The following is a 25133-nucleotide window of genomic DNA, read 5'->3' as shown; positions in this document are numbered from 1 at the left end:
GTCAGGCGCGACGCACGAAAGTACGCATGGTTTGACCTGGGCCGGTATTGAATATGATTGGCCTGGGCATGCCTTCATCTGCAGCGATAAAAACGAATTCATCCCCTTCCAGGCGATAGCTTGCGGGCAATCGCTTGCCGGCATCTTCGCCGATGGAATCGATCCAAGTGATGCTTTTAGGAAGTGTGCGGCTGTCGAGGAAAAACTGGCCAGCCAGGAGCACTTCACCATTGACCGTCAGCACTTCAAATTGGTCACCGCTGATGGTGGTCAGTGCACCGGGCGCGCTATGGGCATCGTCAACGGGGTTTGGCACGCCGTTGTCTTCAAGGGCGATTTGCTCCCAGACGCCTTGGAGCAGTTGGTAATCCGGATCGCGAGTAATCGGCATAGAGAGTCCTTTCGGGTTTATTTCGGTTTTAAGGCAATTATTCAACTGAAGTTGTCTATTCTTATGACAAGCATATTTCCAGTCGTTGATGTCTGTAGGAATATTTACGCAACGCGCGGCGAACATAGTTTAATGGGTTGGGATTTTTCATTACCCTGAGTTGTCAGATTGCTCCGAAGACTTGTACATCGGTGTCGCAGGGCGTTGACCCTGGCCCTTCAACGGGCTTTCCAAACATTTGCGGTGATGGCCGTTTAATGTCATTTTTTTAGGTGAGCTAATTTTGAATCGAAACGTCCCGCTTCATGTGACTCCTTCATCAGATGAAATTGACCTGTACGACCTCTTTCATTCGATCTGGCGGCAAAAAAGACTGGTCCTTGGGTGTGCGATCATTGCGGGGGTTTTGGGGGGCGGTTACGCGCTTTTGGCGCCCCGGACTTATGAGGTCAGTAGTGTATTGCGTCCTGCCGCGCTGAATGAGCTGGACGCGTTGAACCGTTCCGAGGTTTATAAGCTACCGCCCGCCGATGCGCTGTCAAAGGTGGGGTCGCAATTGGACTCTTACGAAACACGGCTGGAATTTTTCAAGTCGCACCAGCAATTGTTCAAGGCATTTCAGAAACCAGGCCAAAGCCTGGAGCAGTCTTTCGAAGACTTCAATCGCAACGCGGTCAACCTCATTCTGCCTGACCCCAAAAAGGCTGACTCGTTGAGCAGTTACATCCGCCTGGAGTTGCAGTACCCCGCCGATGTCGATGGTGTGGCGATTCTCAACGGGTTTGTCGATTACGCTATTGGCGCCGAGCGCGAGCAAGTGGGCGCGGACCTCAAGGTGATCGTCAATAACCGCTTGAACGAGCTCAAGGGCAAGATTGATGCCGCTCGCGCCAATTATGAGAACGAGAAAGAGTCGAAGATCGCCTCACTGCTGGAAAGCGACCGGCTCAAGCGTGCCCAGTTGCAAGATGAGCTCAGTGCGCTGCGTCTGCAGATGAAGATGGAGCGCAGTGATCGGCTGGCAGAACTGACCGAGGCCATCGCCATTGCCAAGTCCCTGGGAATCAAAACCCCGACGACGCCGTCGGCAATGGCGGATGCATCACGCGGTGGAAGCGGGCAGGTCATGCGTACTGAAGTCAACAACCAGAAAATCCCGCTGTATTTCATGGGCTCCAATGCGCTTGAAGCGGAGCGCGACGCACTCCAGCGACGCACCAGCGACGATTTCACCAACGCCCGCGTCGCCGAGATCGGCAAAGAATTGCAAATGTTAGAGGTGAACCGTAAGGTCGAGGTACTGCGCAGGCGCGACAATGAGGACATTTTCCTGCAGGATGTCGAACCGCTGCGTGCCGAAGTCGCGCGGTTGCGCAACTTGAACATCGATATGAGCAACCTCAAACTGGTGACCATTGATCGTCGCGCCCAGGAGCCGCTGGCGCCGATAAAGCCGAAGAAAGCGCTGGTGGTTGCCTTGAGCCTGACTGCAGGGCTGGTGCTGGGGCTGGTCATCGCGTTGATCCGCTACGTTGTGCAGAATCGTGGACAACCGGCACCTTACTCGCCGCTGGAAGAGGGGCGTTTTTCCCGCCGAGAGCGCAAGGACGATGAACCTTTGCTGTAACAGCATCGCGCACAACGGCGGTTCATGCCCAGTGGTTGTGCGCCTTCGCAACATCCGTCAGAAGACAGCTTTTCACAATTCTTAGTTAACTTTTGGTTACAACCTGTGGCTAAATAACTGCAAAGGGCCACGCGCCGGGTGGTCACTCAGCCGGTCGTGCCGATTGTGTGAATTGTGATTTCAGGTGCTGCTATCCATCCTCGTCCGTTGTAGGCACGCAGGAGCAGCCTGTTCTCTTCTGACTTGTGACGAAATCCCTTGAAACTCATCATTGTTATTCTCTACGTTGCCTCGATTGCGTATGTACACCTGCGTGGGCGGGTGCGGCACAAGCTGGGGCGCCAACTCAGTGATCATTCGACCTTCCTCGCGCCGATCAACTGCTTTCTCTACCTCTTTTCCAGGCTGCCCAGCCGACCTTATCTGTCGCCCAGCGATTTCCCGGACCTGAGCCCGCTCCAGGAGCATTGGCAGGAGATTCGCGAGGAAGGCCAGAACCTGCTGCGCGCCGGCGAAATCAAGCGCTCGGAACAGTACAACGACGTAGGTTTCAATTCGTTCTTCAAGTCCGGCTGGAAGCGCTTCTATCTGAAATGGTATGGCGACAGCCACCCGTCGGCGATGAAGCTGTGCCCGCGTACCACCGAGCTGGTGCAGGGCATCGGTTCGATCAAGGCCGCGATGTTCGCCGAACTGCCGCCGGGGTCCAGGCTGGTGCGCCATCGCGACCCGTATGCCGGCTCGTATCGCTATCACCTGGGCCTGGACACGCCGAACGACCCGGGCTGCTACATCAACGTGGACGGTGAGAACTACTACTGGCGTGATGGCGAGCCGGTAATGTTTGACGAGACCTACATCCACTACGCGGAAAACACCACGCAGCAGAACCGCATCATTCTGTTCTGCGATATCGAGCGCCCGATGAAATACCGTTGGGCCGCTGCGTTCAATCGCTGGTTCAGCCGCAACGTAATGGCGGCTGCGGGCTCGCCCAACGATGCCGGTGACAAGACGGGCGGGCTCAACCGCGCCTTCACCCGGCTGTACAAGATTCGCTTGCGCGGCAAAGAGCTGAAAAAGCGCAACCGTACGCGTTATTACCTGGAAAAATGGGCGATCTTTGCAGGGTTGGCCGCCATTTTCCTGCTGATCTGAGTGCTTCGGGCGCCATTCACTCCGGTGGATGGGCGTCCAGTTTGTCCCACATCTTTTTGCTGATCTTCTGTCGATTGGTATAGCCGTCCCAGGGATCGTTCTTCAAGCCGTCCAAGCGCTGCTGCAGATTGGCGACGGTCCATTGTTGGGCCCCGCGCAATCCCTTCAATTCCTCGCGACTGACCGGTACCGACACCGGCAAACCTGGCCGCGCCCTTACCGAATAAGCGGCCACGGTACTGGCGCCCCTTGCGTTGCGCAGGTAGTCGATGAAGATCTTGCCCACCCGGTTTTTTGGCCCTGACGTCGCGGTGAAGCGTTCGGGCAGTTGCTCGGTCATGAATTGGGCAATCGCTTTGGCGAATGCCTTGACAGTGTCCCAGTCATCTCGGCGCGCCAGCGGCACGACCAGGTGCAGGCCTTTGCCGCCACTGGTTTTGACGAAGGCTTGCAAGCCCAATTCGTCCAGGACCGAGAGGGTGAGTTGCGCCGCTTCCAGCATGCTTTTCCACGGCAGCGCGGGGTCGGGGTCGAGGTCGAGTACAAACAGGTCCGGGGTTTCGATCTTGTCGACAGTGGCGCCCCAGGTATGAAACTCCACGGTGCCCATTTGCACCGCCCCGAGCAACGCCTTGGCACTGTCGACTTCCATCAGGCGCGCATGGCCGGGATCGAGTGCCTGTTCCAACTGCTTGATGTTGGGAATGGCCAGGCGCTCCGAATGTTTCTGGAAGAACTGTTCGCCGTCGATGCCTTCGGGTGCCCTCAGCAGTGACACGGGACGGTGACGCAGAAAAGGCAGGATCCACTCGCTGATGCTGTTGTAGAACTGCGCCAGTTGCTCCTTCTGCATGCCGCTCTGCTTATCGATTACGCGGTCCGGGTGGCTGATTTTCACGGTGTCAGTGGTTTTTTTCGCAGGTTTCATGGATTTGACCGTGCGCGGTTGCTCATGAATGACCTGTGCGGCCGGTTTGTCGGTGCGCATCGCGACAAACGCCGCCTGGCGGATCACCCCCTCACGGGTCCATTCGGCAAACTGCACTTCGCCGACCAGTGTCGGTTCCACCCAGTGCACGTCACGGGCCTGGGCGCTGGTCAGGGCTTTTTCAAGCGGCGATGACTTACGCTCCAATGGCCTGAGTTGCGCATGGATCGCCTTCAGTGACGCTTGATCAAACCCGGTGCCCACGCGTCCGGCGTACACCAATCCCGAGGTGTCATTCACTGCCAGCAGCAGTGCACCGAAACCACTGCGCGAGCCCTGCGGACGGGTGTAGCCGACGATCACGAATTCCTGGCGCAGGCGGCATTTGAGCTTGACCCAATCGGTGTTGCGACTGGACACGTATGGGCTGCCCAGGCGCTTGCCGATGACGCCCTCGAGGGCCAGGTCACAGGCGCTTTCAAAGATGTCCCGATGATGGGCAGTAAAGGCTTCGGAGAAGCGTAATAGCTTGCTCCTGCTGCCGGACAACGCAGTCTTCAGCGCTGCACGGCGATCTTCGACGGGGGCCTGGCGCTGATCCTGGCCATCCAGGAACGGCGCATCGAACAGGTAGTAGACAATGTCCAGGCTGCGTCCGATATCAAAGGCGTTCTGCAGCGCCTGGAAGTCCGGAAGGCCATCGCCGTTGAGGCTGACCACCTCGCCATCGAGCCAACTGTCCTTGAGCTTGAGGGCTTGCAAGGCCTTGGCCTGGCGCGGCAGGCGGTCGGTCCAGTCGTGGCCGTTGCGCGTGAACAGCCGCACCTCGCCGTCGCGGATGCGCGCAAGCATGCGGTAACCGTCGAACTTGATTTCGTACTGCCAATCGCCCTCGGGGGCGCGATCCACCAGGGTGGCCAATTGCGGGGTGAAGTGCTCGGGCAGGGCGACGCTGGTTTTTCGGGCTTTTGCGCGTGGTTTTGGCTTACTCAGCGAGGCGTCGCTGAGCACGCTGTCGGGCTGGGCCTGGACAATATCGTAGTCTTGGGCAGGTCGCGCCTGCGCGTCTTTTTCCTTGATCAGCAGCCATTGTTCCTTATCGCCGCTGCCTTTCAGGCGCGTGCGGACCAGTGTCCAATCGCCGGACAGCTTTTCGCCGACCAGGGTGAACTTGAGCTTGCCGGCGGCGTAGGCCTTGCGCGGGTCGTCATGGGGTTGCCACACACCGCGGTCCCACACGATGACGTCCCCGGCGCCGTATTGGCCCGCCGGGATACTGCCTTCGAAACTGCCGTAGCTGAGAGGGTGATCTTCGACATGCACGGCCAGGCGCTTCTGCGTCGGGTCCAGGCTGGGCCCTTTGGGCACTGCCCAACTGAGCAGTACGCCATCCAGTTCCAGGCGGAAGTCATAGTGCAGGTTGCGCGCGTCATGTTTCTGGATCACGAAGGACAGCGCCGAAGCGTTGCGTGTTCCTGCGGGCGCACTGCCCGCCGGTTCGCCGGTGGCGCCGAAGTCGCGCTTGCGGTTGTATTCGCTGAGGGGCTTTGGCATGACTTACGACGCCTTGGTGGTTTTCTTCGCGGCGGGCTTCTTGGCGGGTTTGCCGGCCAGGCTGCGCTTGAGTAACTCCGTCAGGTCGATCACATCGGCGGACTTACGCTCTTCACTGTCCTGGCTGGTTTCCACATCCTCGATCTTGCCGGCCTTGGCCTTCTTGGCCACCAGCGCCATGATCTTTTCCTGGAAGCTGTCGCGATATTCATCGGGCTGCCAGTCGGCGCTCATGTCGTCGACCAGGCGCTTGGCCATGTCCAGTTCACCCTTGGCCAGGCTGGGTTTGGTCACGTCGCTGCCCAGTTCCAGTTCGTCCAGGCTGCGCACTTCGGCGGGCCAGCGCAGCATCACCAATACCAGCGCCGACTCCAGCGGCATGAGTGCCGCCAGGTGCTGCTTGGTGTGCAGGACCACGTTGGCCAGCGCGACTTTTTTGGTCTTCCTCAGCGTTTCCCGAAGCAGCGCGTAAACCTTGCCACCGCGCTTGTCCGGTGCCAGGAAGTAGGGCGTGTCGATGTTCTGCAACGGGATCTGGTCACTGGCGACAAACGCGATGATCTCGATGGTCTGTGTCGACTTGGGGTGGGCCGAGCGGATTTCCTCTTCGCTGAGTACCACGTAGCGGCCTTTCTCGAAGGCCACACCCTTGACGATGTTGTCTTTGGTGACTTCCTTGCCGGTGGTCTTGTTGATGCGCTTGTAGCCCACCGGGTCCATGCTGCGCTTGTCCAGCCAGTCGAAGTCAACGCCCTGCGATGAGGTGGCCGAGACCAGCGACACGGGGATGTGCACCAGGCCAAAGCTGATGGCGCCTTTCCAGATAGCTCGTGGCATCGGTGCGACTCCTTGAGTAGAGGGGGTGTTCTGGTGACTCGGTGCCGATATGAAAAGTTTCCCCTGGCAGATGCGCGGACAGATCGTGTTACACCTGATGAGAAACTATTTAGTGTCGAAAGCCGAACCCAAGGCGTAGCGTGTTATCGAAAGCACGTACTCCTCACTCCCGAGAGGCTTTGTCAATGAACACTTGTATGCGTCACGTTGCAGCGCTGCTGTTGGGTCTGGCCCTGATCCCCGTGGCCCAGGCGCAAAACCTGCCCGGCAGCAACAACGCCAACAACGGCCCGATCCACCGGGCCAACCCCAACAGCATGCAGGGCACCCAGCCCAACGCGCCGGCGATTCGCGGGATTCAGACCGGGCCGACCACGCGCACACCGACCCTGGAAAACGGCGGCATTGGCAACAGCTATCCCAAGCGCGACGCTGCGCCCAGCCGTCCGGCCACCGAAACCAAAGCCCCCACTTATGATGCCAACGGCAATCGCCGGTAAGGATTCCGTCTTATGTTTCTACGCAAAACCCTGCTAGCCGCGCTGTGCGCAACCTCTCTACTGCCGTTGACGGCCAGTTTCGCAGCCGATGCCCAGCAGTTCCCCAGCGAGCAAGGCAGCATCACCGTCACACCGATCGCCAAAGGCCTGGACCATCCCTGGGCCGTGGCTTTTCTGCCGGACAAGCAAGGTTTCCTGGTCACCGAACGGCCTGGCCACCTGCGTTTTGTCAGCCCGGACGGTAAATTGTCCGCGCCACTGACGGGCGTGCCTGAAGTGTGGGCGAAGGGGCAGGGCGGCTTGCTGGACGTGGTGCTGTCGCCGGACTTCAAGCAGGACCGCATGGTCTACCTTTCCTACGCCGAAGGGGGCGGCAAGGGCGGAACAGCCGGTACTGCGGTAGGGCGTGGACGTCTGGCGGCTGACCTCAGTGGCCTGACCGACTTCAAAGTGATCCTGCGCCAGGAGCCGAAGCTGTCCACCGGCAATCACTTCGGTTCACGCCTGGCCTTCGACCGCGACGGTTATTTGTTTGTGACCCTGGGCGAAAACAACGACCGCCCGACCGCCCAGGACCTCGACAAACTGCAGGGCAAGGTGGTGCGCATCTACCCCGACGGCCGCGTGCCGGATGACAACCCCTTCGTCGGCCAGCCAGGCGTGCGCCCGGAGATCTGGTCCTACGGCCAGCGCAACCCCCAGGGCCTGGCGCTGAATCCCTGGAGTGGCACGATCTGGGAAAATGAACATGGGCCACGCGGGGGGGACGAGATCAATATCATCGAGCGTGGCAAGAATTACGGCTGGCCGTTGGCGACCCACGGCATCAACTACTCTCTGGCACCGATTCCCGAAGCCAAAGGCAAGACCGCAGAAGGCACCGTGCCGCCCCATCATGTCTGGGAAAAATCACCGGGTATCAGCGGCATGGCATTCTACGATGCAGACCGCTTCAAGCCTTGGCAGCACAATGTGTTCATCGGCGCGCTGGCCAGCCAGGAACTGATCCGCTTGCAGTTCGACGGTGACAAGGTGATTCACGAGGAGCGTTTGCTGGGCGGTTTGAAAGCGCGGGTTCGCGATGTACGGCAGGGGCCGGATGGCTTTTTGTATGTGCTGACAGATGAGGATGATGGCGTGCTATACCGAGTCGGCCTCAATCAGGACTGAAGCCGACAACAACCTGTAGGAGCCCGGCCTGGCGGCGATGGCGATTTCAGCAACGCCATCGCCGCCACGGTTTACAGACCCAGGTCAGACAGCCCCGGGTGATCATCCGGGCGCCGTCCCAGCGGCCAGTGGAACTTGCGCTCGCTTTCCTTGATCGGCATGTCGTTGATGCAGGCAAACCGATTGGCCATCAGGCCGTTCTCGTCGAATTCCCAATTCTCGTTACCATAGGAACGGAACCAGTTGCCCGAATCGTCGTGCCACTCATAGGCATAACGCACGGCGATGCGGTTATCGGTAAACGCCCACAGCTCCTTGATCAGCCGATAATCCAGCTCCTTGGCCCATTTACGGGTCAGGAAGCCTTTTGCTTCTTCGCGGTTATGGGCGAACTCGGCGCGGTTACGCCACTGCGTGTCGAGGGTGTAGGCCAGGGACACCCGGTGGGGGTCGCGGGAGTTCCAGCCGTCTTCGGCCAAACGCACTTTTTCGATGGCCGATGCGCGGGTAAATGGCGGCAGGGGCGGACGTGTTTCTGCAGTCGATGACATGGGGCAGTTCCTCAAACAATCAGGGTGTGTTGAAAGTTGCTCCGTCGTGCGATCAAAGTCCCAACAAGGTTTGCGCCATGCATTGCGCATTATCGGCAGCTGTTGAATCGCCCATCACCAGGGCAACGGTAATGGCGCCATCGATCAGGATCAGCAGGTGCGCGGCCTGCCGCTCAGGGTCGGGGGTGCCATGTGCTTGACACAGTTCGAGCAGGTACTCGAACAGTTTCTGTTTGTGGGCCTTGGCCAACTGGCGTACCGGATCCTGCGGGTCGCCGGTTTCGCCGCTGGTGTTGATGAAGGCGCAGCCGCGGAAATCGGCGGAGCCAAACCAGGTTTTAAGTGCATCGAACACCGCCAGCAGGCGTTGGCCGGTGCCTTCGCTACACTCCACCTCTGTGCGCAGCCACTGCATCCAGCGCTCGTCGCGACGCTGCAGGGCGGCAATCACCAAATCGTCTTTATTGGCGAAGTAGCGGTAAATGCTTTTTCGCGAGACTCCAGCGGTTTTCACCAGGAAGTCCATGCCGGTGGCGGCGATGCCATGGCGATAGATCAACTTTTCGGTGACGTCGAGGATGATGTCGCGGGTTTCATTACTGGTCATATCGTTCATGTCGTGAACAGTAGAACGATCGTTCTTCTTGGTCAATTAAATTTTTTCCATGCGTCACAGCAAGACCTGGGCCCACCCATGGTGTAAGCTCGGGGCCTCTTCGGATTCGACCCATTGCGAGCCTTATGCCGTCGTTCTTCAAACGCTCCCTGTTGCCCAAACTGCGCGGTTTCCCCCTGACTCCTGATGCGATTGACGTGCTGTCCGGCGCTGCTGCCTATCGTCGCTGCCTGCTGGAGAAAATCTCCCAGGCCACACGGCGTATCTACATCGTCGCGCTGTATTTGCAGCAGGACGAGGCAGGGCAGGAGATCTACGACGCCCTGCACGCCGCCAAGGCGGCGCGCCCGGAGTTGGATATCGTGGTGGTGGTCGATTGGTTGCGCGCCCAGCGTGGCTTGATCGGCGCCGGCAAGCAGCCGGGCAACAGTGCCTGGTACCAGGCCATGACCCAGAGCCACAGCAGTGAAGTGCCGGTGTATGGCGTGCCGGTGCAAACCCGCGAGCTGTTCGGCGTGCTGCACCTCAAGGGCTTTGTGATCGACGACAAGGTGCTCTACAGCGGCGCGAGCCTGAACAACGTGTACCTGCACAAGTTCGACAAATACCGCTACGACCGCTACCACCTGATCCACAGCCAACCGCTCGCAGACTCCATGCAGCACCTGGTGGAGCACGGCCTGGTGGCGTCCAAGGCGGTGCATCGCCTGGACTTGCCCAACCCGCCCACTACGCGCAGCCTGCGCAACGACATCGGCGACCTGCGTAGCCGTCTCAAGCACGCGGCATACGACACCACCGCCGGGCAATTGCCCAACGGCCATCTGTCGGTCAGCCCGCTGTTGGGCGTGGGCAAGAACAATCCGTTGAGCCGAGTGATCCTGGAGCTGATTGCCAGTGCCCAGCATCAACTGACCATCTGCACGCCATACTTCAACCTGCCGCTGCCAGTGACCCGCGAAATCAACCGCGCCCTGGCGCGTGGCGTGAAGATCGATATCATCGTCGGCGACAAGACCGCCAACGACTTCTACATCCCGCCCAGCGAGCCGTTCAAGGTGATCGCCGCGCTGCCGTACCTGTACGAGATCAGCCTGCGCCGTTTCGCCAAGCGCCATCAGCGCGACATCGACCACGGCCAGTTGAACCTGCACCTGTGGCACCACGACGACAACACCTACCACCTCAAGGGCATGTGGGTCGACCAGCGCTACACCTTGCTCACCGGCAACAACCTCAATCCGCGCGCGTTTCGCCTCGACCTGGAAAACGCCTTGCTGATCGATGATCCCAAGAGCGAGTGGCTGGAGCCGAGACGTACCGAGTTGGCGCAGATTTTCCAGCACACCACGCGAATCGAGCGTTACCAGGACTTGCAGGCGTTGCCGGACTACCCGGAGGCGGTCGGCAAGTTCCTGCGCCGGGTCAGCCGGGTACGAATCGAGCGATTGTTGTATCGAATTCTCTAGAGTCTCTGCCCGATTTCATCGCTGGTTTTAGGCGTCGGCTTATAGAACGGCTGCCTTTTCCCCTCTTACAGTGCCTTCCAACCGTTCAAGGAGGCACGGCTTTTCCCTCAATGGATTTGCCATAAAGAGGATAGCAACATGCCATCTATTCTTGCCCAAAGCGGTTCGGTCATCTGCGCGCCAGCCACTCCGGCGCCTGACCTGGCGCCCATGTCCCAACCTTCAATTTCCCTTGTCCCATCCAACCCCTGCGAAACTGTCCCTGAACGCCCCGGTACGCCCGCAATTGCGGCGCCCACCTGGACATTACCTATGTCGCCCAGTGCCACCGGCACTGTCGGAGACTCCACCTTGGCTGAGCGTCTGGCACAGGCCCTCGACAGCGGCCAGAATAGTGTGGCAATCCCTGATGACAGCAGTCTCGGTGCGGCCTTGGCCCTCTACCGCCAGTTGCTTGATCAACCGTCTTCTCAGTCCTGGTTCTCGCTCAAAGGCCTGGCAATGGACACCCTGACACTGCGCAAGGATCGCGTAGAGGGTTTCACCGCCGCGGGGGGCATACGCACTCCCGTAGCGTTCAGCAGTACTGACGACAGTGGCTGGGGGGAGGCGAGCCGGCATCTACGGGCGATGCGCAATGTGCTTGACCCCGACGATAAGGGCTTGCCTTGCGTCAGTCTTGATGAGCCTCGTATGCCCCTGCACGTCGTGCTGAACGCCTACGGCCTGGATCCCGGTGAATCCACTGAACAGAAGCGGGCACTCAAAGGCCAGGTGGCGGCGCATGGCTTGACGGTAGCTCCTCGGTTTTTGGCCGCGCTCGACGATGTGCGCGGCGTGATCAGTGACCTGGATGAGCGCGCTTTCCTGGCGAATTTGCTTGAAGAGCAGGTGCAGCCACTGGCGGATAGCCGTGCTACCGATTGGTCAACACTGAAGATCCAGCCATCGCCGGCCTCTGCCAAGGGTATGGGGCCCCACTCCAGCTACGATGTTGCCCAATTGCTTGAGCATAAGGGGTTGGGCGTACCTCGTACGGCTGCGGCGACCCGCAACGTCATTCGGTGGTTGCGCACAGTCCTGCCACCGGCCCCGCCCTTGGGTGATTATTCTGGGTTGGTCCCGCTACAACCGGGCGATCCGGACTACAAACCGCTGGCTACGCTCGCGATGTACACCCCGGCAACACTGAGTGCCGATCCCGACGCTCACCTTGGGAGGTTGAGCCAGGGCCCGGACACTGTAGCGTTTGGCAACATCCTTGCTGCGGTGCTGCAAGGGCCTGCCGGTTCGATAGGCGGTTACGCGCTTTACAGCCCCAGCAATGCGGGACGCACCCTGGGTGAAGTCCGCCGGGCTCTGGAGCAGTATTTGTGTGACAACAAGGCAATGGACCCAAGCCTTGCGTTCCTGGTGGCCCATGTGGCGCTGGCGAGGAAAGCCCCCGAGTTTCTGGTCCGGGACTTACCCGAGGGCATCAAGATCGGCACATCGGCGTGGACGGAATTGCGACTTGGCTGTGCGATGGCTGAACGCATGTTGCCAGGCACCTCCCGGATGATGGATGAGGAGCAGGTCTGCGCACTGACGGGCCTGGAGCCTACGTCCGATGGTCAACGCACCCTCATGCAGGAGCAAGCCCTTGGCATATTGCTTGACTGGGGAGTGCTCAATGGTGTCATACCGGACAAGCCTCAAGGCCGGCATACTCAGGAGGATCTCAAGAAAACGTCGAGTGTGTTCTCGCGGCAACGGACACTGTCGGCTCGTTCGTTCAACCGTTTGAGCACCGCCTTGCCGTCGCGCAGGCAGATGGCGACCCAAGAGTTGCTCAAGGCCATGCCTCAGACCAGCCTCAGCCAGTTGGAGGCGATGAAGGTTCATCTCCCCGACTCCGACGAACGCCGCAACCTGAGGCGCTCCGAACCGCGTACGCGCTCGCTGATCGAGGCGTACATGAGCGGCGATCTGACCAAGGACAGATGGGTCTTGACCACCGATATGTCCAACGCTGGCAAACGTTCGAATACCCCCTATCGGCATATTGATGAGTCCTCTACGAATTCGGCAGCGGCTCGACAAAAGCTCAACGAAATCATCGAGCGGCTTCCCGCCTTGGACCCCCTACTGGAAAGCGCCGTCACCCGTCACCACAACGATCAAAAGATGGGCTTCGTCACCAAGCTCAAACTGATGTTCGCGGGGTTGCCGTTGGTCGATCGCCAGCGCATCGAACTGGGCAGTGTGGAACTGTTCACGTTGCGCAAGGCCACTGGCAAGCAGCAGGTGTGGGAGTCGGACCAGGACCGAGCGGCGGTGACCGCGCGGCAGGGGATATTGATGCGTGTAGTTCACGACAATACTGTCACCTATTACGAAGTGCTCTACAGCGCAAACATCGTCAAGCACGACAGCCTTGAGGTAACGAATGCCCTGGATAAGGTGGCCTCGGACAGAAGCTACCTGGCAAAGTACAAATTGCTTGCAGACAAATACATCCGTCGCGGTCATGACGTCGGCCTGGATTTCGATGCGTATGCCAGCGGTGCACCGGCACGCGAAGGCGTCAGTTCTTCCGACGTCATTTTCGATAAAGTCGGTGTTACCAGGGGGCCGCGCCCACTCCCCGAAAACGTGACCAGGGAAACGTTTGTTCCTGATACCTATCAGTCAGACCGTATCGAGGACATTGCCGTTGAAATCACCGAACGCAATTTCTACGAAAGTGCCGAGGACATGCTTGCACGGGCAAAGGGCCAGTTACCCGTGGAAAAAAGCCGCGAGGCCCATGCGCGGGATGTCAACCTGCTGCTATCGCTGGTTCCCTTCGTCGGTGCCTATCAGGACTTTCGCGATGGTAATTTTGGCAAAGGCCTGCAAAGTCTGGCGTTGGACGGCGCAGGTTTGATGATCGGTGCGGGAGGCCAGGCACGGTCGCTGATCCGTTCGCTCAAGACCCTGGCAAAAAACACCAGCCGGCCGTCCATCGGCAGATTCAGCGCTCGCGTCGCCCCGAGCACCCCAAAGGTTGCCTGGTCCTGGAATGAACCCAAGGTGCGCTTCAGCGACGCCGCATTTGATTTTTCCAAGCAGACAGCACTGTTCTTGAACGCGGTCTTCAATCCGGTGGATGGTTATCCGCGCCTGATCAGTGCCGCGTCCAAAGGCCTGTCCAAGTTGTCCAGCCGGGGCGCTGTCAGTGCGGGCTTGAGCAAGGCAATGCCTCACCTGATGACGGTAGACGAAAAAATGCGCTGTTATTTCCTGGTCGGTATGGGCCAGGTAGACCCTACCAAACCGCCCGGATCGCAAGCTGCTTGAGCATAGCGACCGCTGCGCCGCTGATGGCTGAGCGGTCGCCGGGCCCCTGGGTCAGTTCAAACCCAACTTGCCACGCAACGTGGACAGGTCTTCCGCCAGGGTATTGACCGGGCCGACCAGGGCCTTGCGGTCGTTTTCCTTGACCTTGTCATAGGTCTCGAAGCCGCCGTCCTTGGTCTTGTACTTGGCCAGGATCTTGTCCACGCTGGCGAAGTTCTTGTCGACTTTGGCCAGGAAGGCCTTGTCTTGCTTCTCGATCTGGCCACGGAACAGGTCGACGATTTTCTTCGCTCCGTCGATGTTGCCCTGGAAGTCATACAGGTCGGTGTGGCTGTAGCGGTCTTCTTCGCCGGAGATCTTGGTGGCGGCGACTTCTTCCAGCAGCGCTGCGGCGCCGCCTACGACTTTCTCGGGTGGGAAGGTCAGGCCGTCGACGCGGGTCTTGAGGTCGTTGACGTCGTGGTTGAGCTTGGCGGTCAGCGCTTCCAGGCCCTTGGTGGTGTTCTGCGAGAACAGCGCGTATTCGATACGGTGGAAGCCGGTGAAGTCTTCGGCGGTCACGCCTTTTTCGTGGTCGTCGACGCGGGAGTCGATGGACGCATCGAGGTCGCTGAACAGCTCGGCGATCGGCTCGATGGACTCATAGTGCACGCGGGTCGGCGCATAGAGCTTCTTGGCGGTGGCCAGGTCGCCCTGGTTGATGGCGTCGGTGAACGCCTGGGTCTGGGTGACCAGCTCACCGATTTCCTCGGTGACGTAGATCTTGTAGTCCGACACCGGCCCTACCAGGTCCAGCGGTGCGGCGGCAGCGAAGGCTGCCAGCGGCGAAAGGGTCAATAACAACGACAACGCAATAGTCGACTTTTTCATGGGACGGTATCCGCTCTGAGTGTGTTTTTCAGGTATTGGCAGTGGTTTGAGGGTGCGTTGCAGCGAGCAGCGTGCGCCCGAGGAAATCCTGGGCCCCGGTGACGCCTGGCAAGGTGAAGAAGTACCCGCCGCCGACCGGCTTGAGGTATTCCTCCAGGGGTTCGCCGTTGAGCCGGGTTTGCACGCTGATAAAGCCTTTCTCCAGGTCAGCCTGGTAGCAGATGAACAACAGCCCCATGTCCAGCTGACCGTTCTTGTTGACGCCGTTGGAGTAGTTGAACGGCCGACGCAGGATCAGGTTGGCCTGGGTCTGCGGCGTGCGCGGGTTGGCCAGGCGGATGTGTGCGTCGAGCTTGGTCAGTTTGCCTTCCGGGTCCTTGCTGTAGTCGGGCACCTGGGTTTCGTTGTGGCCATCCATCGGCGCACCGGTGGGCTTTACCCGGCCGATGATGCTTTCCTGCTCCTGCAATGGGGTGCGGTCCCAGCGCTCGACGAAGTTGCGGATGATGCGCACGGCCTGATAGCTGCCGTTGGCCGCCCATGCCGGTTCGTCGCTGCCGGGCTGTACCCACACAATCTGGTTCATCGCCTTGTCGTCGTTGGAGTTCGGGTTGGCCGAACCGTCACGGAAACCGAGGAAGTTACGCGCGCTCTGGGCCGGCTCGCCGGGCTTGGCAGGCGCCTGGGGCGGTACGCTGCCTTCCTGTTTCCAGCGCACCAGCAGCAGGTCGGGCAGGTTTTTCACGATGTCGCGCAGGGCGTGGATATTGGTGTCCGGGGTGTTGGAGCTGAACTGCAGGCTCAGGTCGCCATGGCACTGCGCCGGCTCGAGCGCATCGTTGGGGAAACCGACCATGCGAGTCAGGCGCTTGGGTTTGGCTTTGGCGAGCCCGAAGCGCTCATCGAACAGTGACTCGCCGACAGAAACGGTGATGGTCAGGTTATCCGGCGTGACTACCGGGCCGAGGATGCCGGAGTCGGTGGGCGGCAGTTTCGGATCGACTTGCGGCACGGTGCCGCCGGTCATCAGGAAGGCGATGCGTTCGCTCAGGGTACGGAACAGGCGCTCCAGGTCGTCACGGTCGCTGGCCAGCACGTCGAACGCCACGATCATGCCGCAGGCCGGGCGTGGGGTGACGATACCGCTCTGGTGTTTGCCGAAGAAGTCGTGGTGGTCCTGGGTCTTGTCACTGCGCGGTGCGGTGGTGACTTGCTCCGTCGCAGCGGCCATGGCCGGGCAGGTCAGGGCGCTGCCGGCAATCGCGGCACCGGTGGCGGCCATGCCCAGCAGGACACGGCGACGCTGAAGGTTGGTGTGTTCTGAATCACTCATGTGTGCGGTCGTCTTCACTGCAGGCCGGAAAGGCCAAGGGCGGGGTCGATTCCATCGAGTGCAACGGCCAGAGCCTTGGCCTTGTCGGCGATCTGCTTGCGCTGATCGGCGGTTACGGTGTCGTAGGTGGCGTAGCCCTTGTCGACCTTGAAGCCTTGCAGTTCGCCATCGAAGGCGGCGAGGGCGCTGTCGATTTCAGGCAACAGGTCGGCGGCGGACTTGGTCAGCAGCGGGCGCATCAGCTCCACCACCTTGTGGGCGGCTTCCAGGTTGGCGGCGAAACCATTCAGGTCGACATGGCTGTAGCGTTCTTCTTCACCGCTGATGGCGCGTACATCGGCAAGGCTGTTGAGGTTGCGCACCACGATGCTGACCAGTTGCTCCGGTGGCAGGGACTGGGTCAGCAGTTGTTGTTTGAGGGCGCTGACGTCGGTCAGCAGGCGCTGGGCAACCGGCGCCAGGCCGTCAAGGCTGCGTTGCTGGAACAGGCTGTATTCCAGGCGGTGGAAGCCGCTGAAGGCCGGGTCCTGTTCGCGTTTTTCAAAATAGTCGGCACGAGCGTTGATCGCGTTGTCCAGTTGCGCGAGGCGTTGCGATGCCGGAGCCAGGCGCTGGTAAGCCTCCCGAGCCGGTAGGTAGAGTGCTTGGGCCTGGGCCAGGTCGCCACGGTCGATGGCCTGTTGCAACGCGGTTACCGCCTTGACCAGTGCGCTGCCTTGGCCGCTCAAGTACACGCGGAATTCCGACAATGGGCCAATGAACGCCACCATCGACGGTTTGGCCTTGGCCTGGGCGTCGGACTCGGCGGTCGGTGTTACGTGCAAGGTGCCACGCGGATTGCTCAGCAGGCCGCAGGTGATCGCGTAGTCACCGGGCAACAGGTTGGCGTTGATCACCTGGCTCAGGCCGGGAGCGATGTTTTCCCGTTCTTCGACCACCAGCACGCCGTCCAGGATCTCCCATTCCACCGCACGATCGGAGCGGTTGATGATGCGGAAGCTGGCGTGGCCGGCGGGGACCGTCAATTCATTCGGCTCGCAAGCGTGGCCGTGAATGGTCACGGCGATTTCATTGTGGTTGGTCTGTCGTTTGCTGGCTGCCAGTTGCGAGGCGTAATAGAACAGGCCTGCGGCGGCGATCATCACGACCACCGAGCCCGCCACCGCCCAGCGCAGGGCGCGAGGTGGCGAAGCCGGTTGAGGGGTTGGGTTGGACAAGAGACGGTCCTTACTGGCTGGAAACGGAGGAGGGTGTGACGGCCGGCTTGGGGGGCGCGGCGGGTAGGAAGAACATCACCAGGGCCACCACCAGGTAAATCAGGTAGGCGCCGAGGGTGCTGACGGTGGGGGCTTCCTGATAGCCGAACATGCCGGCCAGGACCGAGCCCAGCGGGCTGTCCATGGGCAGGGCGGTGCTGAAGTCGAAGAGCACGGTTTGCAGGTGGTTCCACACGCCTGCTTCGTGCAGGGCCTGTACCGAATTGGCGAGGATGCCGGCCGCCACCACCAGGATGAACAAGCCGGTCCAGCGGAAAAATGCACCGAGGTTCAGGCGCATGCTGCCGGTGTAGATCAGGAAACCGACGATGATCGCCAGGATCAGGCCGAGCAGGGCGCCAATCGGTGCGCCAGGGCCTTCACTCTGCTGGAACACCGCCAGCAGGAAGAACACGGTTTCCAGACCCTCACGGGCCACGGCGAAAAACACCATCACGATCAGCGCAGTGACCTGGTGTTTGGAGCCGGCCAACGCGTGATCGAGGGATTCGTGCAGGGAGTGCTTGATGGAACGCGCCACTTTACGCATCCAGAACACCATGGAACTGAGGATGCCCACGGCGACCAGGCCGACGATGCCTTCGAACAGTTCCTGTTGCTTTTGCGGAAACTCGGCGCTGACCAATTCCAGGCCGCCGCCGACCAGCAGGGCCAGCGCAGCGGCGAGAAACACGCCGATCCACACCGCAGGCATCCACTGACCACGGCCGGTCTGTTGCAGGTAACTGGCGATAATGCCGACGATCAGTGCGGCTTCAATGCCTTCGCGCAGCATGATGAGAAAAGGAACGAGCATTCGGCACCGCGCCACAACTAGATAGGAGGCTAAGTTGTAACATAATGATACTCATTGCTAAACAACAATTCTTGACGTTTGCTGAACATGGGCTGAACGGTGGTGGCGAATCGCAACCCACCTTATGATGCACGTCATTATTTGCGCCGCCGGATGCCCGTTTCCCCATGTCGGAAAAAGACACCATCTCCCTCCACCTGGTGCGTGAGGCCTTGCTGCAAAGCTGCGCGCCCGGCGCGGCCAGTGCAGAAGTGCTGCATAAAGCCGGGATTGACCCGGCACTGCTGGCCGAGCCCAACGCGCGGGTCTCGGCCACCACCTACGCACGTCTGTGGCGCCTGCTGGCGCGACGCATGGATGATGAGTTCTTCGGCATGGACCCGCGCAAGCTCAAGTCCGGCAGCCTGGCGTTCCTCTGCCGCGCCGCGATGGCGCAACCTACCCTTGGCACCGGGTTGGAAACCGGCCTGGGGTTTCTGTCGCTGATGCTGGAGCGCCTGCCTGCTGATTTGGTGCGTCAACAAAGCCTGGCGGAGATCGTATTACTGGAGCCCGAGTCCGAACCCAATCGGGCCTTCACTTACTTTACCTATTGGATGATCGTGCACGGTGTGGCCTGTTGGCTGGCCGGGCGGCGGATCCCGATCCTGGCGATTGAGCTGCGTTGCTCAAAACCGGATTTCTGTGATGACTACCAGGTGATGTTCTCCGACAACCTGCGTTTCGACCGACCCCGCACGCGCATGATCTTCTCCGCCGACTGCCTGGACCTGCCGATCAAGCGCAGCTCAGAGGAACTCAAGCGTTTCCTCGCCCACGCGCCCGCCAACATCCTGGTCAAATACCGCGACCCCGCCAGCCTCGCCACCCGTATCAAGCACGATTTGCGCCAGATGCCCCCCGACACCTGGCCGGAAACCGAAGGCCTCGCCGCCAGCCTGTGCATTTCCGCCTCGACCCTGCGCCGGCGCCTGGCGGAAGAAGGGCAGACCTACCAGGGGCTCAAGGACAGTGTGCGCAAGGAGTTGGCGATTGTGTGGTTGGCGGAGCCGCAGATCAGTTTTGCCGAGATTGCCGCACGGCTCGGATTTGCTGATACCAGCTCATTCTACAAAGCCTTTCGCAAGTGGGCCGGTTCCAACCCGGGGCACTATCGTAGTCTGATTTTGGACGGTGCTGGCTGAGGGCTGAGTACCACAACGCACTGCGACTTATCCGATAGGAGCCAAGCGCTCAATCCGCAACTCTCAGGCATCTTTCCTCGCTGAAGAGTCTGTCAGATGCCGCTGTCGATAACCTCTCAATCTCTCACTGCCGGTGAATCAGGGCCGGGTAACGCTGCCGTGGCGCAGTTGCCAGTGGCTACGAATGCAATACCTCGCAAGGAAAGCGAAGCGCTCGGCAACGAGCTGAACCAGTTACGCACTCAGATAAAACGTGAGTCCGACGCCTATCAACACCATATGTTACGGGCGGCATATGAAGATGTTCGTCCACGGCCGCTCAGCACCCGCCAGAAAATCAAGGACCTGTGGGTGAGTGTGCAAATGGCGGGGTCAGGGCATCAGCCGGGGCATACACCCAATCGGTCCCTGCAACAGGCGTGGAAGGCCAGAGAGCGGCTGGCCAGGTTGAACAACCGCTATATTCCCCTCGCCAAGGCTGAAGCGCTTGCGCAAATGGGCGAGCAACTGATGGACGCCGAGGACAGCCTGCGTGGGCTCACTGGCGATAAGGCCGCCGTGGTCAGCGTCCATGTCAATCGACTGAGAGAGCGTTTCGAGGCCGCCAAGTTTGCCTTCGCCATCGATGTCGGCGAAACCTTGGCGAAGGACACGGCGCCGCTACTGCCACTGTTTAACGTGCAGACCTATTTGGGGTTACAGCAGGCCGGGCAGGGGATTCTGGATGCTGCTGATGGAATCAAGGGCATGTACAACAAACAGTGTGTGCGGCCCGACCTGCTGCAGGTCAACCAGGCCCAGATGTACCACGAGGACGAGCTGCGGATGGCCGCAGTCGACCATGGTCCTAATGTTGTCGATGATCTTCGGGAAAAACACGCAGAGGCCGCCCCTGCGGATAAACAATGGTTGGCGTCGTTCACTTCTCAAACCCGGCAGGTGCTGAGCCGCATCGATGCCGCGTTGAGCCTGCCGGGTGCCGAAGGTGTCGAGTTGGAGGAAGTCAGAGTCCTGCTCAAAGACGTGCTCAGCCAAGCCAGTCCGCCGATGTCGGGTCGTTACGCCACGGGCGCCAATGGTGTCTACCGTGAAACCACAGGGCCTGTTGAGGAGCAAGGTTACACGCCAGAGATGCAACGCTTGGGCATTGCCTTGGGCAGTTGGTTGCTCGGCAAGGGGGTTCTACTGACGCAACGCGTCGGCGATGCTGTCGGAGAACACCCTGTGCTTGCGTTGGGGGTGCTTGCCGCCTATGGCGGCATCAGTACGTTTTATAGCAACTGGTTCCTGCCAGCTTCCCCAGGACTGGAAGATAACGAACGAAGGACGTATTCAAGCGATCGCTTGCCGATGCTGGACGCAGAGGTGGATATCGCACTCGAACAGGCACCGCCTGATCACCCGGATGTATCGATCGGGCAAGTGTTTCTGGATCAGTTGTACACAGTGAAGTCTCGCGCCCCTCGCAGTGTGGATGATGGCAACCTTTCGGTTGCACGGACAGGCTCAGTCGACGCAATGCTGAAGCATCGTGCCCATGGCGAAAACCAGACCAATGGTGAGCTTGTGCGAAACGCTGGAGGCATCGGTGCCGAGGTGGATGACAAGATGCTGGCAGGGGCGATTACCACGGGATTGCAGCGCTTCGAAATTCAGCGTACCGAACTCCAAGCGACGTATGAGAAAAAATTGACCAGTAGTCTGGAAGCGCACATTAAAGACTCCCTCGAATGGATGACCAACCTTTATGCACCCATTCTGGAACCGTCTGCTGCATTGGACGAAATGATCATTCAGCGTATCAAGGCATTTGAAAGGAAGACGGGAGAGACCGTGAGTCTGCGACTTAACAGCACGATAACCGTTTGGTACGAGGAAGACCAGTCACGCAACCTTAACTACAATATCGTGGCTACAGTAGAACGTAAAAAATATTTCACGCTCAAGGAAGTCGTCACCGGTACTTACTTGAAGGAGATAAGATCGATGCGCGGATATCTCGATATGGGCTATAAGGTTTCCCGCGTTTCCCATCCGCAGCTAGTCAAATTTATTAAACATTCATTGGGGCCGGCATTGGAGGCTGAGCTTTCTGCTTATAAATCTCGGCCAGACATAGAGCAGAAATGGGTAGACTTCTATGATGGCAGGATCAAGAATGCTGCATTTAACTATCTCTCTAACACTTCCATTGAGCATCCTGGTCATGTGTTGATGAGTCGTTTTCTGAATGGAGAATTAAAGGCATCTGAGGTTGAATTTCATGGCGCGAAGGTCAATGGTGTGTTTGCTGTCACTCAAGGGCAGGCGGCGGTCCTGTGTAGTGTGGATGACGACAACTGTTTTTATATCAGTGAAAAACGTAATAGCTACTGGAAGTTCGGGGCGTCTTATACTGAGGGGATGCCTGTTTACCCAAAAGATGAAAAATTCAAAAGCTGGATCCGTATAAAACTGCCGCTCATTGAGCAAATTAAGGCCGCCAGGAATCCACAGGCGTTTGAGGTCACTCGAACAAAGATGTCGACAAACGTTCAAATAGGGATGGGCCGTAACGGTGGCCAGGTCAATATCAAACCCTTGACCTTTACGGCCCAGGAAAGCATACAGCAACTGAGCGCCTCTTTGTTCAAGTCAAATATGGAACGTGTCGAATCAGATATTGACACGTTGATTTTTGCTGATTGGGAGTACTATTCGCTCAAAGCACTGGATGTCCTCACCGAGTTTCTGAAGGTCCAAGGCTTAATATTTATGTTCGGCGCTCCCGGCAGCGGCGCCGCATTGAAAGGGATGATCTACGCCACTGGCCTGGGGTTGGCCAGCGCAGGCGCCCACGCGTTGAAAGCTGAAATCAGCGACGATCCGACGGAGCGAGATACCGCCAAAACGTCCGCTTGGGTATCTCTTATTTCAACGGCTATTTCACTCGGCATTCCTTTGGCGATTGGCGGAGCAAAAGGGGCAAATACATTGGCCTCGGCGGTGAATTATTACCGTTTTTCCAAGGAATACATTATTCGGCCTGATACGTTTCGCATAATAAACAACGTGCTGGCACGCAAGTACGGGATCAACTTTCGCCCTGCCGCTTCTGCTTCCCACTCGCCGGCAAGTGCGGCTGCATTGCTCCCTAAAAGTGCAGGCTCTTCATCTGCAACGGGCCATGTTGTGGCATCAGGAGCGGCGCCAGGCATCCAAGGGGTAGCAGGAACACCAACGATCTGGAACCAAATGACCGATGCACAAAAGGTCAGTTACTTGTCGACTAAGTTAATGGCCTCCCGTATCGGCAAGAAGTTGATCGCGCGGACCAGTGAGCAGTCTGTCAGACAGTCGATTGCCAATAATTTGCGACGTGATCTCACGACAGCGACGAATTGGAAGAGTGAACGTAGTGAAATCAATCCTGCAAAAGCATTGCTTGAATCTGATTCAAAACGCCTCGATACCGTGGACCAGTTTATAAAACAACTGCATAAGCAGCCGCCGACCATTGAGACACGCGCCGTCAGTGGGCCACCTGTGCAGAGGGCGGCGGGCTGGATTGCGGCGTCCAGCAGCCCCTGGATACCGGAAGGGCGTTTGCAGCGGGTTATTGCGCAGTTTCAGCAGGCCGATTTGAGCAAAATCAGTGTGATTGATGATATTCATCGGGCAATCAGCGGGACTTCCGAAGAAGCGGTTCGCCTCAGTGGAGAAGCTGGTCAGATGGGGTCTGATATCGCTCGTGGTGCATTTGCACACCAACTGAAGAACTCGGGTGTTCCAACGGGATTGTCCCGAGCTGAATGGTTGTTCGGGTTGACCCAGAGTTTTAAACCCTATGCGACTAATAACGATCCATTGGCAAGGACACTCTATGCGTTGGCACATCTTCAGGATACCAACAAAGGATTCAGTGCCCTCGTCAAAACCTCAGAATTACGCTTATCACCGCCTTCAATATCATTCAAAAAGCCACCGACCCGCGTACTTGCGGCGCCCTCAAGCGCGCCTGACGTTGATACCCGAATCGAGCCCTTTCGACAGATTGAAGGCAGCCCTTCACGAGCACTACCCGTTGAGATGCATGGGTTCATGGACACATTGCGCACCAATCCCAAGCTGCACAATGCTTTCATGGCTCCCGCAGGACAGTGCGCAAGCGCCGCGGAAACGGTCGCCGAATTCATGCGTACAAATGGGTTTGAAAACATCAAGTTTCGAGCGATGCTGATCTGGAGTTCGCGCAACCCGGACGGTGTATTCAACCATTTTTTACCTATAGGCGACTTCAAGGGCAAAACCTACGCGTTTGATCTGACGGCGCCACAGTTTGCCAATAAAGGCATGCCCTCGTTTACAGACCCGATGATTCTGCCGGAGCCGGCATTAATGCAGGCCTATCAGGCTGCTACGAACAAGGCACTGATCAAGTACAAGGACTTTTCCAACCTGCGGTCGGCAGAGGCAGCTTTTTCAGGTTTTTCCGCACCCGGGCCTAAGCAGTTTATCGAGGGCGGCCACCTGCTCAGTTACGGCTGGAGCAAGCCAACCCTCGCGCAACCGAATGCAGCGTCCGGCCCTACGCCGCTGGACAAAGTGAGCACTTCCGTACGTGGGATTGCTCGCGTGCGCGCCCAGGATACTGCGAACCGTAAACCCGGCCTTCAAGTACCCATATCCAGCGCTGCACCGCCCCCCCTTGCTATTGATAATCCAGGATTTCAATTGTTGGGTCCGAAAAACTGGTAAACCGACTGTTGCTAAGTGATGACGCCCGGGCGCTGATGGGTTCCACCGATAAAGCCACCGTTGTTCAATCCATTCGTGACAACTTGAAGCTGGACGGTCTTGGCGTCCCGCGTCAGCGCTTTGCCTGGGGCACGTTACAGGGCGAGGTAGGCCATGGTTTGCGTCGCCTGGCAAAGGACCGTGCCCGTTTGGAGGCAACCAACACCGCAATGAGATCCCTGCTGGACAGCACCCCGTTGGTCCCTCGCGAGCTCAAACTGGGTAATCCCTACGAAAAGGCGGCGGAGTGGATTGTCGATACGAGTCGCTCCGATGGTTTAACGGCGGACGAGGTTCGGGGCGTGTTGTGGCGTAACCGAGACGCCGACCTGACTGACATTCACACGATTGATGAGATTCATGCGCAGGTCTACAAACCCGGGCCGGGTGAACCTTATCGTGACTTCCGCTCCAGCAGCGACCCTGTTTATATGGCGTCGGAGATCGGGCACGCGGGGTTCGAGAAGCTATTGCCTGAACTTGCTCAAAGCGCACAGGAAGGCAAGTGGCTTCTGGCGGACGGCCTGTTCGCGGCAGCGGTCCGATTTCACCCCTATGGCGACGGCAATGGCAGGCTCGCGCGCGCGTTGTATGCATTGGCACAAATCAAAGCGGACGGACCGTTCTTCAAGGCATTGACACCTGAGGGGGAAAGCATTCTGAACCCGAGAATCTGATACAGCCCTTCACTGCTGCCCAGGCCAAAAAAAGCCCCGTGACCGAATGGACCACGGGGCAAAAAATTGGCTGGATGCGACCAACCAAAGGAGCTCTT

General features: G+C 58.9%; 18 protein-coding genes. 9 read left to right on the top strand and 9 right to left on the bottom strand.

Annotated features, from left to right (window positions below; all coding sequences use genetic code 11):
• Position 1: 1 nt before the first annotated feature.
• Positions 2 to 391 (bottom strand): TIGR03067 domain-containing protein, encoded by a 390-nt coding sequence (locus tag AC3WP7_RS13095; protein ID WP_071488433.1) that lies wholly within the window; start codon positions 389 to 391, stop codon positions 2 to 4.
• A 283-nt stretch (positions 392 to 674) separates the two neighbouring features.
• Between AC3WP7_RS13095 and AC3WP7_RS13090 the strand changes: the two genes are divergently transcribed.
• Both AC3WP7_RS13090 and lpxO read left to right on the top strand, forming a co-directional pair.
• Positions 675 to 2018: an LPS O-antigen chain length determinant protein WzzB gene (locus tag AC3WP7_RS13090; protein WP_071488432.1), complete on the top strand. Its 1344-nt coding sequence runs from the start codon at positions 675 to 677 to the stop codon at positions 2016 to 2018.
• A 258-nt stretch (positions 2019 to 2276) separates the two neighbouring features.
• On the top strand, positions 2277 to 3176 hold the full coding sequence (gene lpxO / locus AC3WP7_RS13085; protein ID WP_092250175.1) for a lipid A hydroxylase LpxO: 900 nt from the start codon (positions 2277 to 2279) through the stop codon (positions 3174 to 3176).
• A gap of 16 nt (positions 3177 to 3192) precedes the next feature.
• On the opposite strand, the gene ligD is transcribed toward lpxO, so the two are convergent.
• Both ligD and ku read right to left on the bottom strand, forming a co-directional pair.
• Positions 3193 to 5658, bottom strand: coding sequence for a DNA ligase D (gene ligD / locus AC3WP7_RS13080; protein WP_102592375.1), 2466 nt, complete (start codon positions 5656 to 5658; stop codon positions 3193 to 3195).
• 3 nt (positions 5659 to 5661) lie between these two features.
• On the bottom strand, positions 5662 to 6495 hold the full coding sequence (ku, locus tag AC3WP7_RS13075) for a non-homologous end joining protein Ku (protein ID WP_092250168.1): 834 nt from the start codon (positions 6493 to 6495) through the stop codon (positions 5662 to 5664).
• Positions 6496 to 6680: 185 nt separating this feature from the next.
• On the opposite strand from ku, the gene AC3WP7_RS13070 reads away from it, so the two are divergent.
• Both AC3WP7_RS13070 and AC3WP7_RS13065 read left to right on the top strand, forming a co-directional pair.
• Positions 6681 to 6995, top strand: coding sequence for a hypothetical protein (locus tag AC3WP7_RS13070; protein ID WP_092250165.1), 315 nt, complete (start codon positions 6681 to 6683; stop codon positions 6993 to 6995).
• A gap of 12 nt (positions 6996 to 7007) precedes the next feature.
• On the top strand, positions 7008 to 8165 hold the full coding sequence (locus AC3WP7_RS13065) for a PQQ-dependent sugar dehydrogenase (protein WP_102592374.1): 1158 nt from the start codon (positions 7008 to 7010) through the stop codon (positions 8163 to 8165).
• A gap of 71 nt (positions 8166 to 8236) precedes the next feature.
• Here AC3WP7_RS13065 and AC3WP7_RS13060 read toward each other — a convergent pair whose 3' ends face one another.
• Positions 8237 to 8716, bottom strand: a complete 480-nt coding sequence (locus AC3WP7_RS13060; protein WP_071495778.1) for a nuclear transport factor 2 family protein — start codon at positions 8714 to 8716, stop codon at positions 8237 to 8239.
• Between the two features lie 52 nt (positions 8717 to 8768).
• Positions 8769 to 9332, bottom strand: a complete 564-nt coding sequence (locus tag AC3WP7_RS13055; RefSeq protein ID WP_093120943.1) for a TetR/AcrR family transcriptional regulator — start codon at positions 9330 to 9332, stop codon at positions 8769 to 8771.
• A gap of 125 nt (positions 9333 to 9457) precedes the next feature.
• On the opposite strand from AC3WP7_RS13055, the gene pssA reads away from it, so the two are divergent.
• Both pssA and AC3WP7_RS13045 read left to right on the top strand, forming a co-directional pair.
• Positions 9458 to 10801 (top strand): CDP-diacylglycerol--serine O-phosphatidyltransferase, encoded by a 1344-nt coding sequence (gene pssA / locus AC3WP7_RS13050; RefSeq protein WP_093513202.1) that lies wholly within the window; start codon positions 9458 to 9460, stop codon positions 10799 to 10801.
• A 351-nt stretch (positions 10802 to 11152) separates the two neighbouring features.
• Positions 11153 to 14122: a hypothetical protein gene (locus tag AC3WP7_RS13045; protein WP_146012695.1), complete on the top strand. Its 2970-nt coding sequence runs from the start codon at positions 11153 to 11155 to the stop codon at positions 14120 to 14122.
• A gap of 51 nt (positions 14123 to 14173) precedes the next feature.
• On the opposite strand, the gene efeO (AC3WP7_RS13040) is transcribed toward AC3WP7_RS13045, so the two are convergent.
• The 4 genes from efeO (AC3WP7_RS13040) to efeU are packed head-to-tail and all read right to left on the bottom strand — an operon-like array spanning position 14174 to position 18398.
• A complete protein-coding gene (gene efeO / locus AC3WP7_RS13040; RefSeq protein ID WP_102592372.1) occupies positions 14174 to 14992 on the bottom strand; it encodes an iron uptake system protein EfeO in 819 nt (272 codons plus the stop codon).
• Positions 14993 to 15020: 28 nt separating this feature from the next.
• Positions 15021 to 16325 (bottom strand): iron uptake transporter deferrochelatase/peroxidase subunit, encoded by a 1305-nt coding sequence (gene efeB, locus AC3WP7_RS13035; protein ID WP_092250280.1) that lies wholly within the window; start codon positions 16323 to 16325, stop codon positions 15021 to 15023.
• Between the two features lie 14 nt (positions 16326 to 16339).
• Entirely contained in the window at positions 16340 to 17542 is a 1203-nt protein-coding gene (gene efeO / locus AC3WP7_RS13030; protein ID WP_102592371.1) for an iron uptake system protein EfeO, read from the bottom strand.
• A gap of 10 nt (positions 17543 to 17552) precedes the next feature.
• Positions 17553 to 18398 (bottom strand): iron uptake transporter permease EfeU, encoded by an 846-nt coding sequence (gene efeU, locus AC3WP7_RS13025; RefSeq protein WP_092250147.1) that lies wholly within the window; start codon positions 18396 to 18398, stop codon positions 17553 to 17555.
• A 167-nt stretch (positions 18399 to 18565) separates the two neighbouring features.
• On the opposite strand from efeU, the gene AC3WP7_RS13020 reads away from it, so the two are divergent.
• The 3 genes from AC3WP7_RS13020 (at position 18566) to AC3WP7_RS13010 (ending at position 25035) form a co-directional block, all read left to right on the top strand.
• Positions 18566 to 19582 carry an AraC family transcriptional regulator gene (locus AC3WP7_RS13020; RefSeq protein ID WP_102592370.1) on the top strand — a complete coding sequence of 339 codons (1017 nt, stop codon included), beginning with the start codon at positions 18566 to 18568 and terminating at the stop codon, positions 19580 to 19582.
• Positions 19583 to 19741: 159 nt separating this feature from the next.
• Entirely contained in the window at positions 19742 to 24319 is a 4578-nt protein-coding gene (locus tag AC3WP7_RS13015) for a hypothetical protein (RefSeq protein WP_158243789.1), read from the top strand.
• A gap of 35 nt (positions 24320 to 24354) precedes the next feature.
• Positions 24355 to 25035 carry a Fic family protein gene (locus AC3WP7_RS13010; RefSeq protein WP_139216880.1) on the top strand — a complete coding sequence of 227 codons (681 nt, stop codon included), beginning with the start codon at positions 24355 to 24357 and terminating at the stop codon, positions 25033 to 25035.
• The last annotated feature ends 98 nt before the right edge of the window (positions 25036 to 25133 follow it).

It is taken from the genome of Pseudomonas sp. FW305-3-2-15-C-LB1 (assembly GCF_058787615.1).
This window is presented reverse-complemented; position numbering and strand designations above follow the sequence as displayed.

Coding starts and splice junctions, on each gene's coding strand:
- efeU (WP_092250147.1), bottom strand. CDS start 18,398: ATGCTCGTTCCTTTTCTCATCATGCTGCGCGAAGGCATTGAAGCCGCA.
- AC3WP7_RS13065 (WP_102592374.1), top strand. CDS start 7,008: ATGTTTCTACGCAAAACCCTGCTAGCCGCGCTGTGCGCAACCTCTCTA.
- efeO (WP_102592372.1), bottom strand. CDS start 14,992: ATGAAAAAGTCGACTATTGCGTTGTCGTTGTTATTGACCCTTTCGCCG.
- AC3WP7_RS13095 (WP_071488433.1), bottom strand. CDS start 391: ATGCCGATTACTCGCGATCCGGATTACCAACTGCTCCAAGGCGTCTGG.
- ligD (WP_102592375.1), bottom strand. CDS start 5,658: ATGCCAAAGCCCCTCAGCGAATACAACCGCAAGCGCGACTTCGGCGCC.
- AC3WP7_RS13055 (WP_093120943.1), bottom strand. CDS start 9,332: ATGAACGATATGACCAGTAATGAAACCCGCGACATCATCCTCGACGTC.
- efeB (WP_092250280.1), bottom strand. CDS start 16,325: ATGAGTGATTCAGAACACACCAACCTTCAGCGTCGCCGTGTCCTGCTG.
- pssA (WP_093513202.1), top strand. CDS start 9,458: ATGCCGTCGTTCTTCAAACGCTCCCTGTTGCCCAAACTGCGCGGTTTC.
- AC3WP7_RS13060 (WP_071495778.1), bottom strand. CDS start 8,716: ATGTCATCGACTGCAGAAACACGTCCGCCCCTGCCGCCATTTACCCGC.
- ku (WP_092250168.1), bottom strand. CDS start 6,495: ATGCCACGAGCTATCTGGAAAGGCGCCATCAGCTTTGGCCTGGTGCAC.
- AC3WP7_RS13070 (WP_092250165.1), top strand. CDS start 6,681: ATGAACACTTGTATGCGTCACGTTGCAGCGCTGCTGTTGGGTCTGGCC.
- AC3WP7_RS13010 (WP_139216880.1), top strand. CDS start 24,355: ATGGGTTCCACCGATAAAGCCACCGTTGTTCAATCCATTCGTGACAAC.
- AC3WP7_RS13020 (WP_102592370.1), top strand. CDS start 18,566: ATGTCGGAAAAAGACACCATCTCCCTCCACCTGGTGCGTGAGGCCTTG.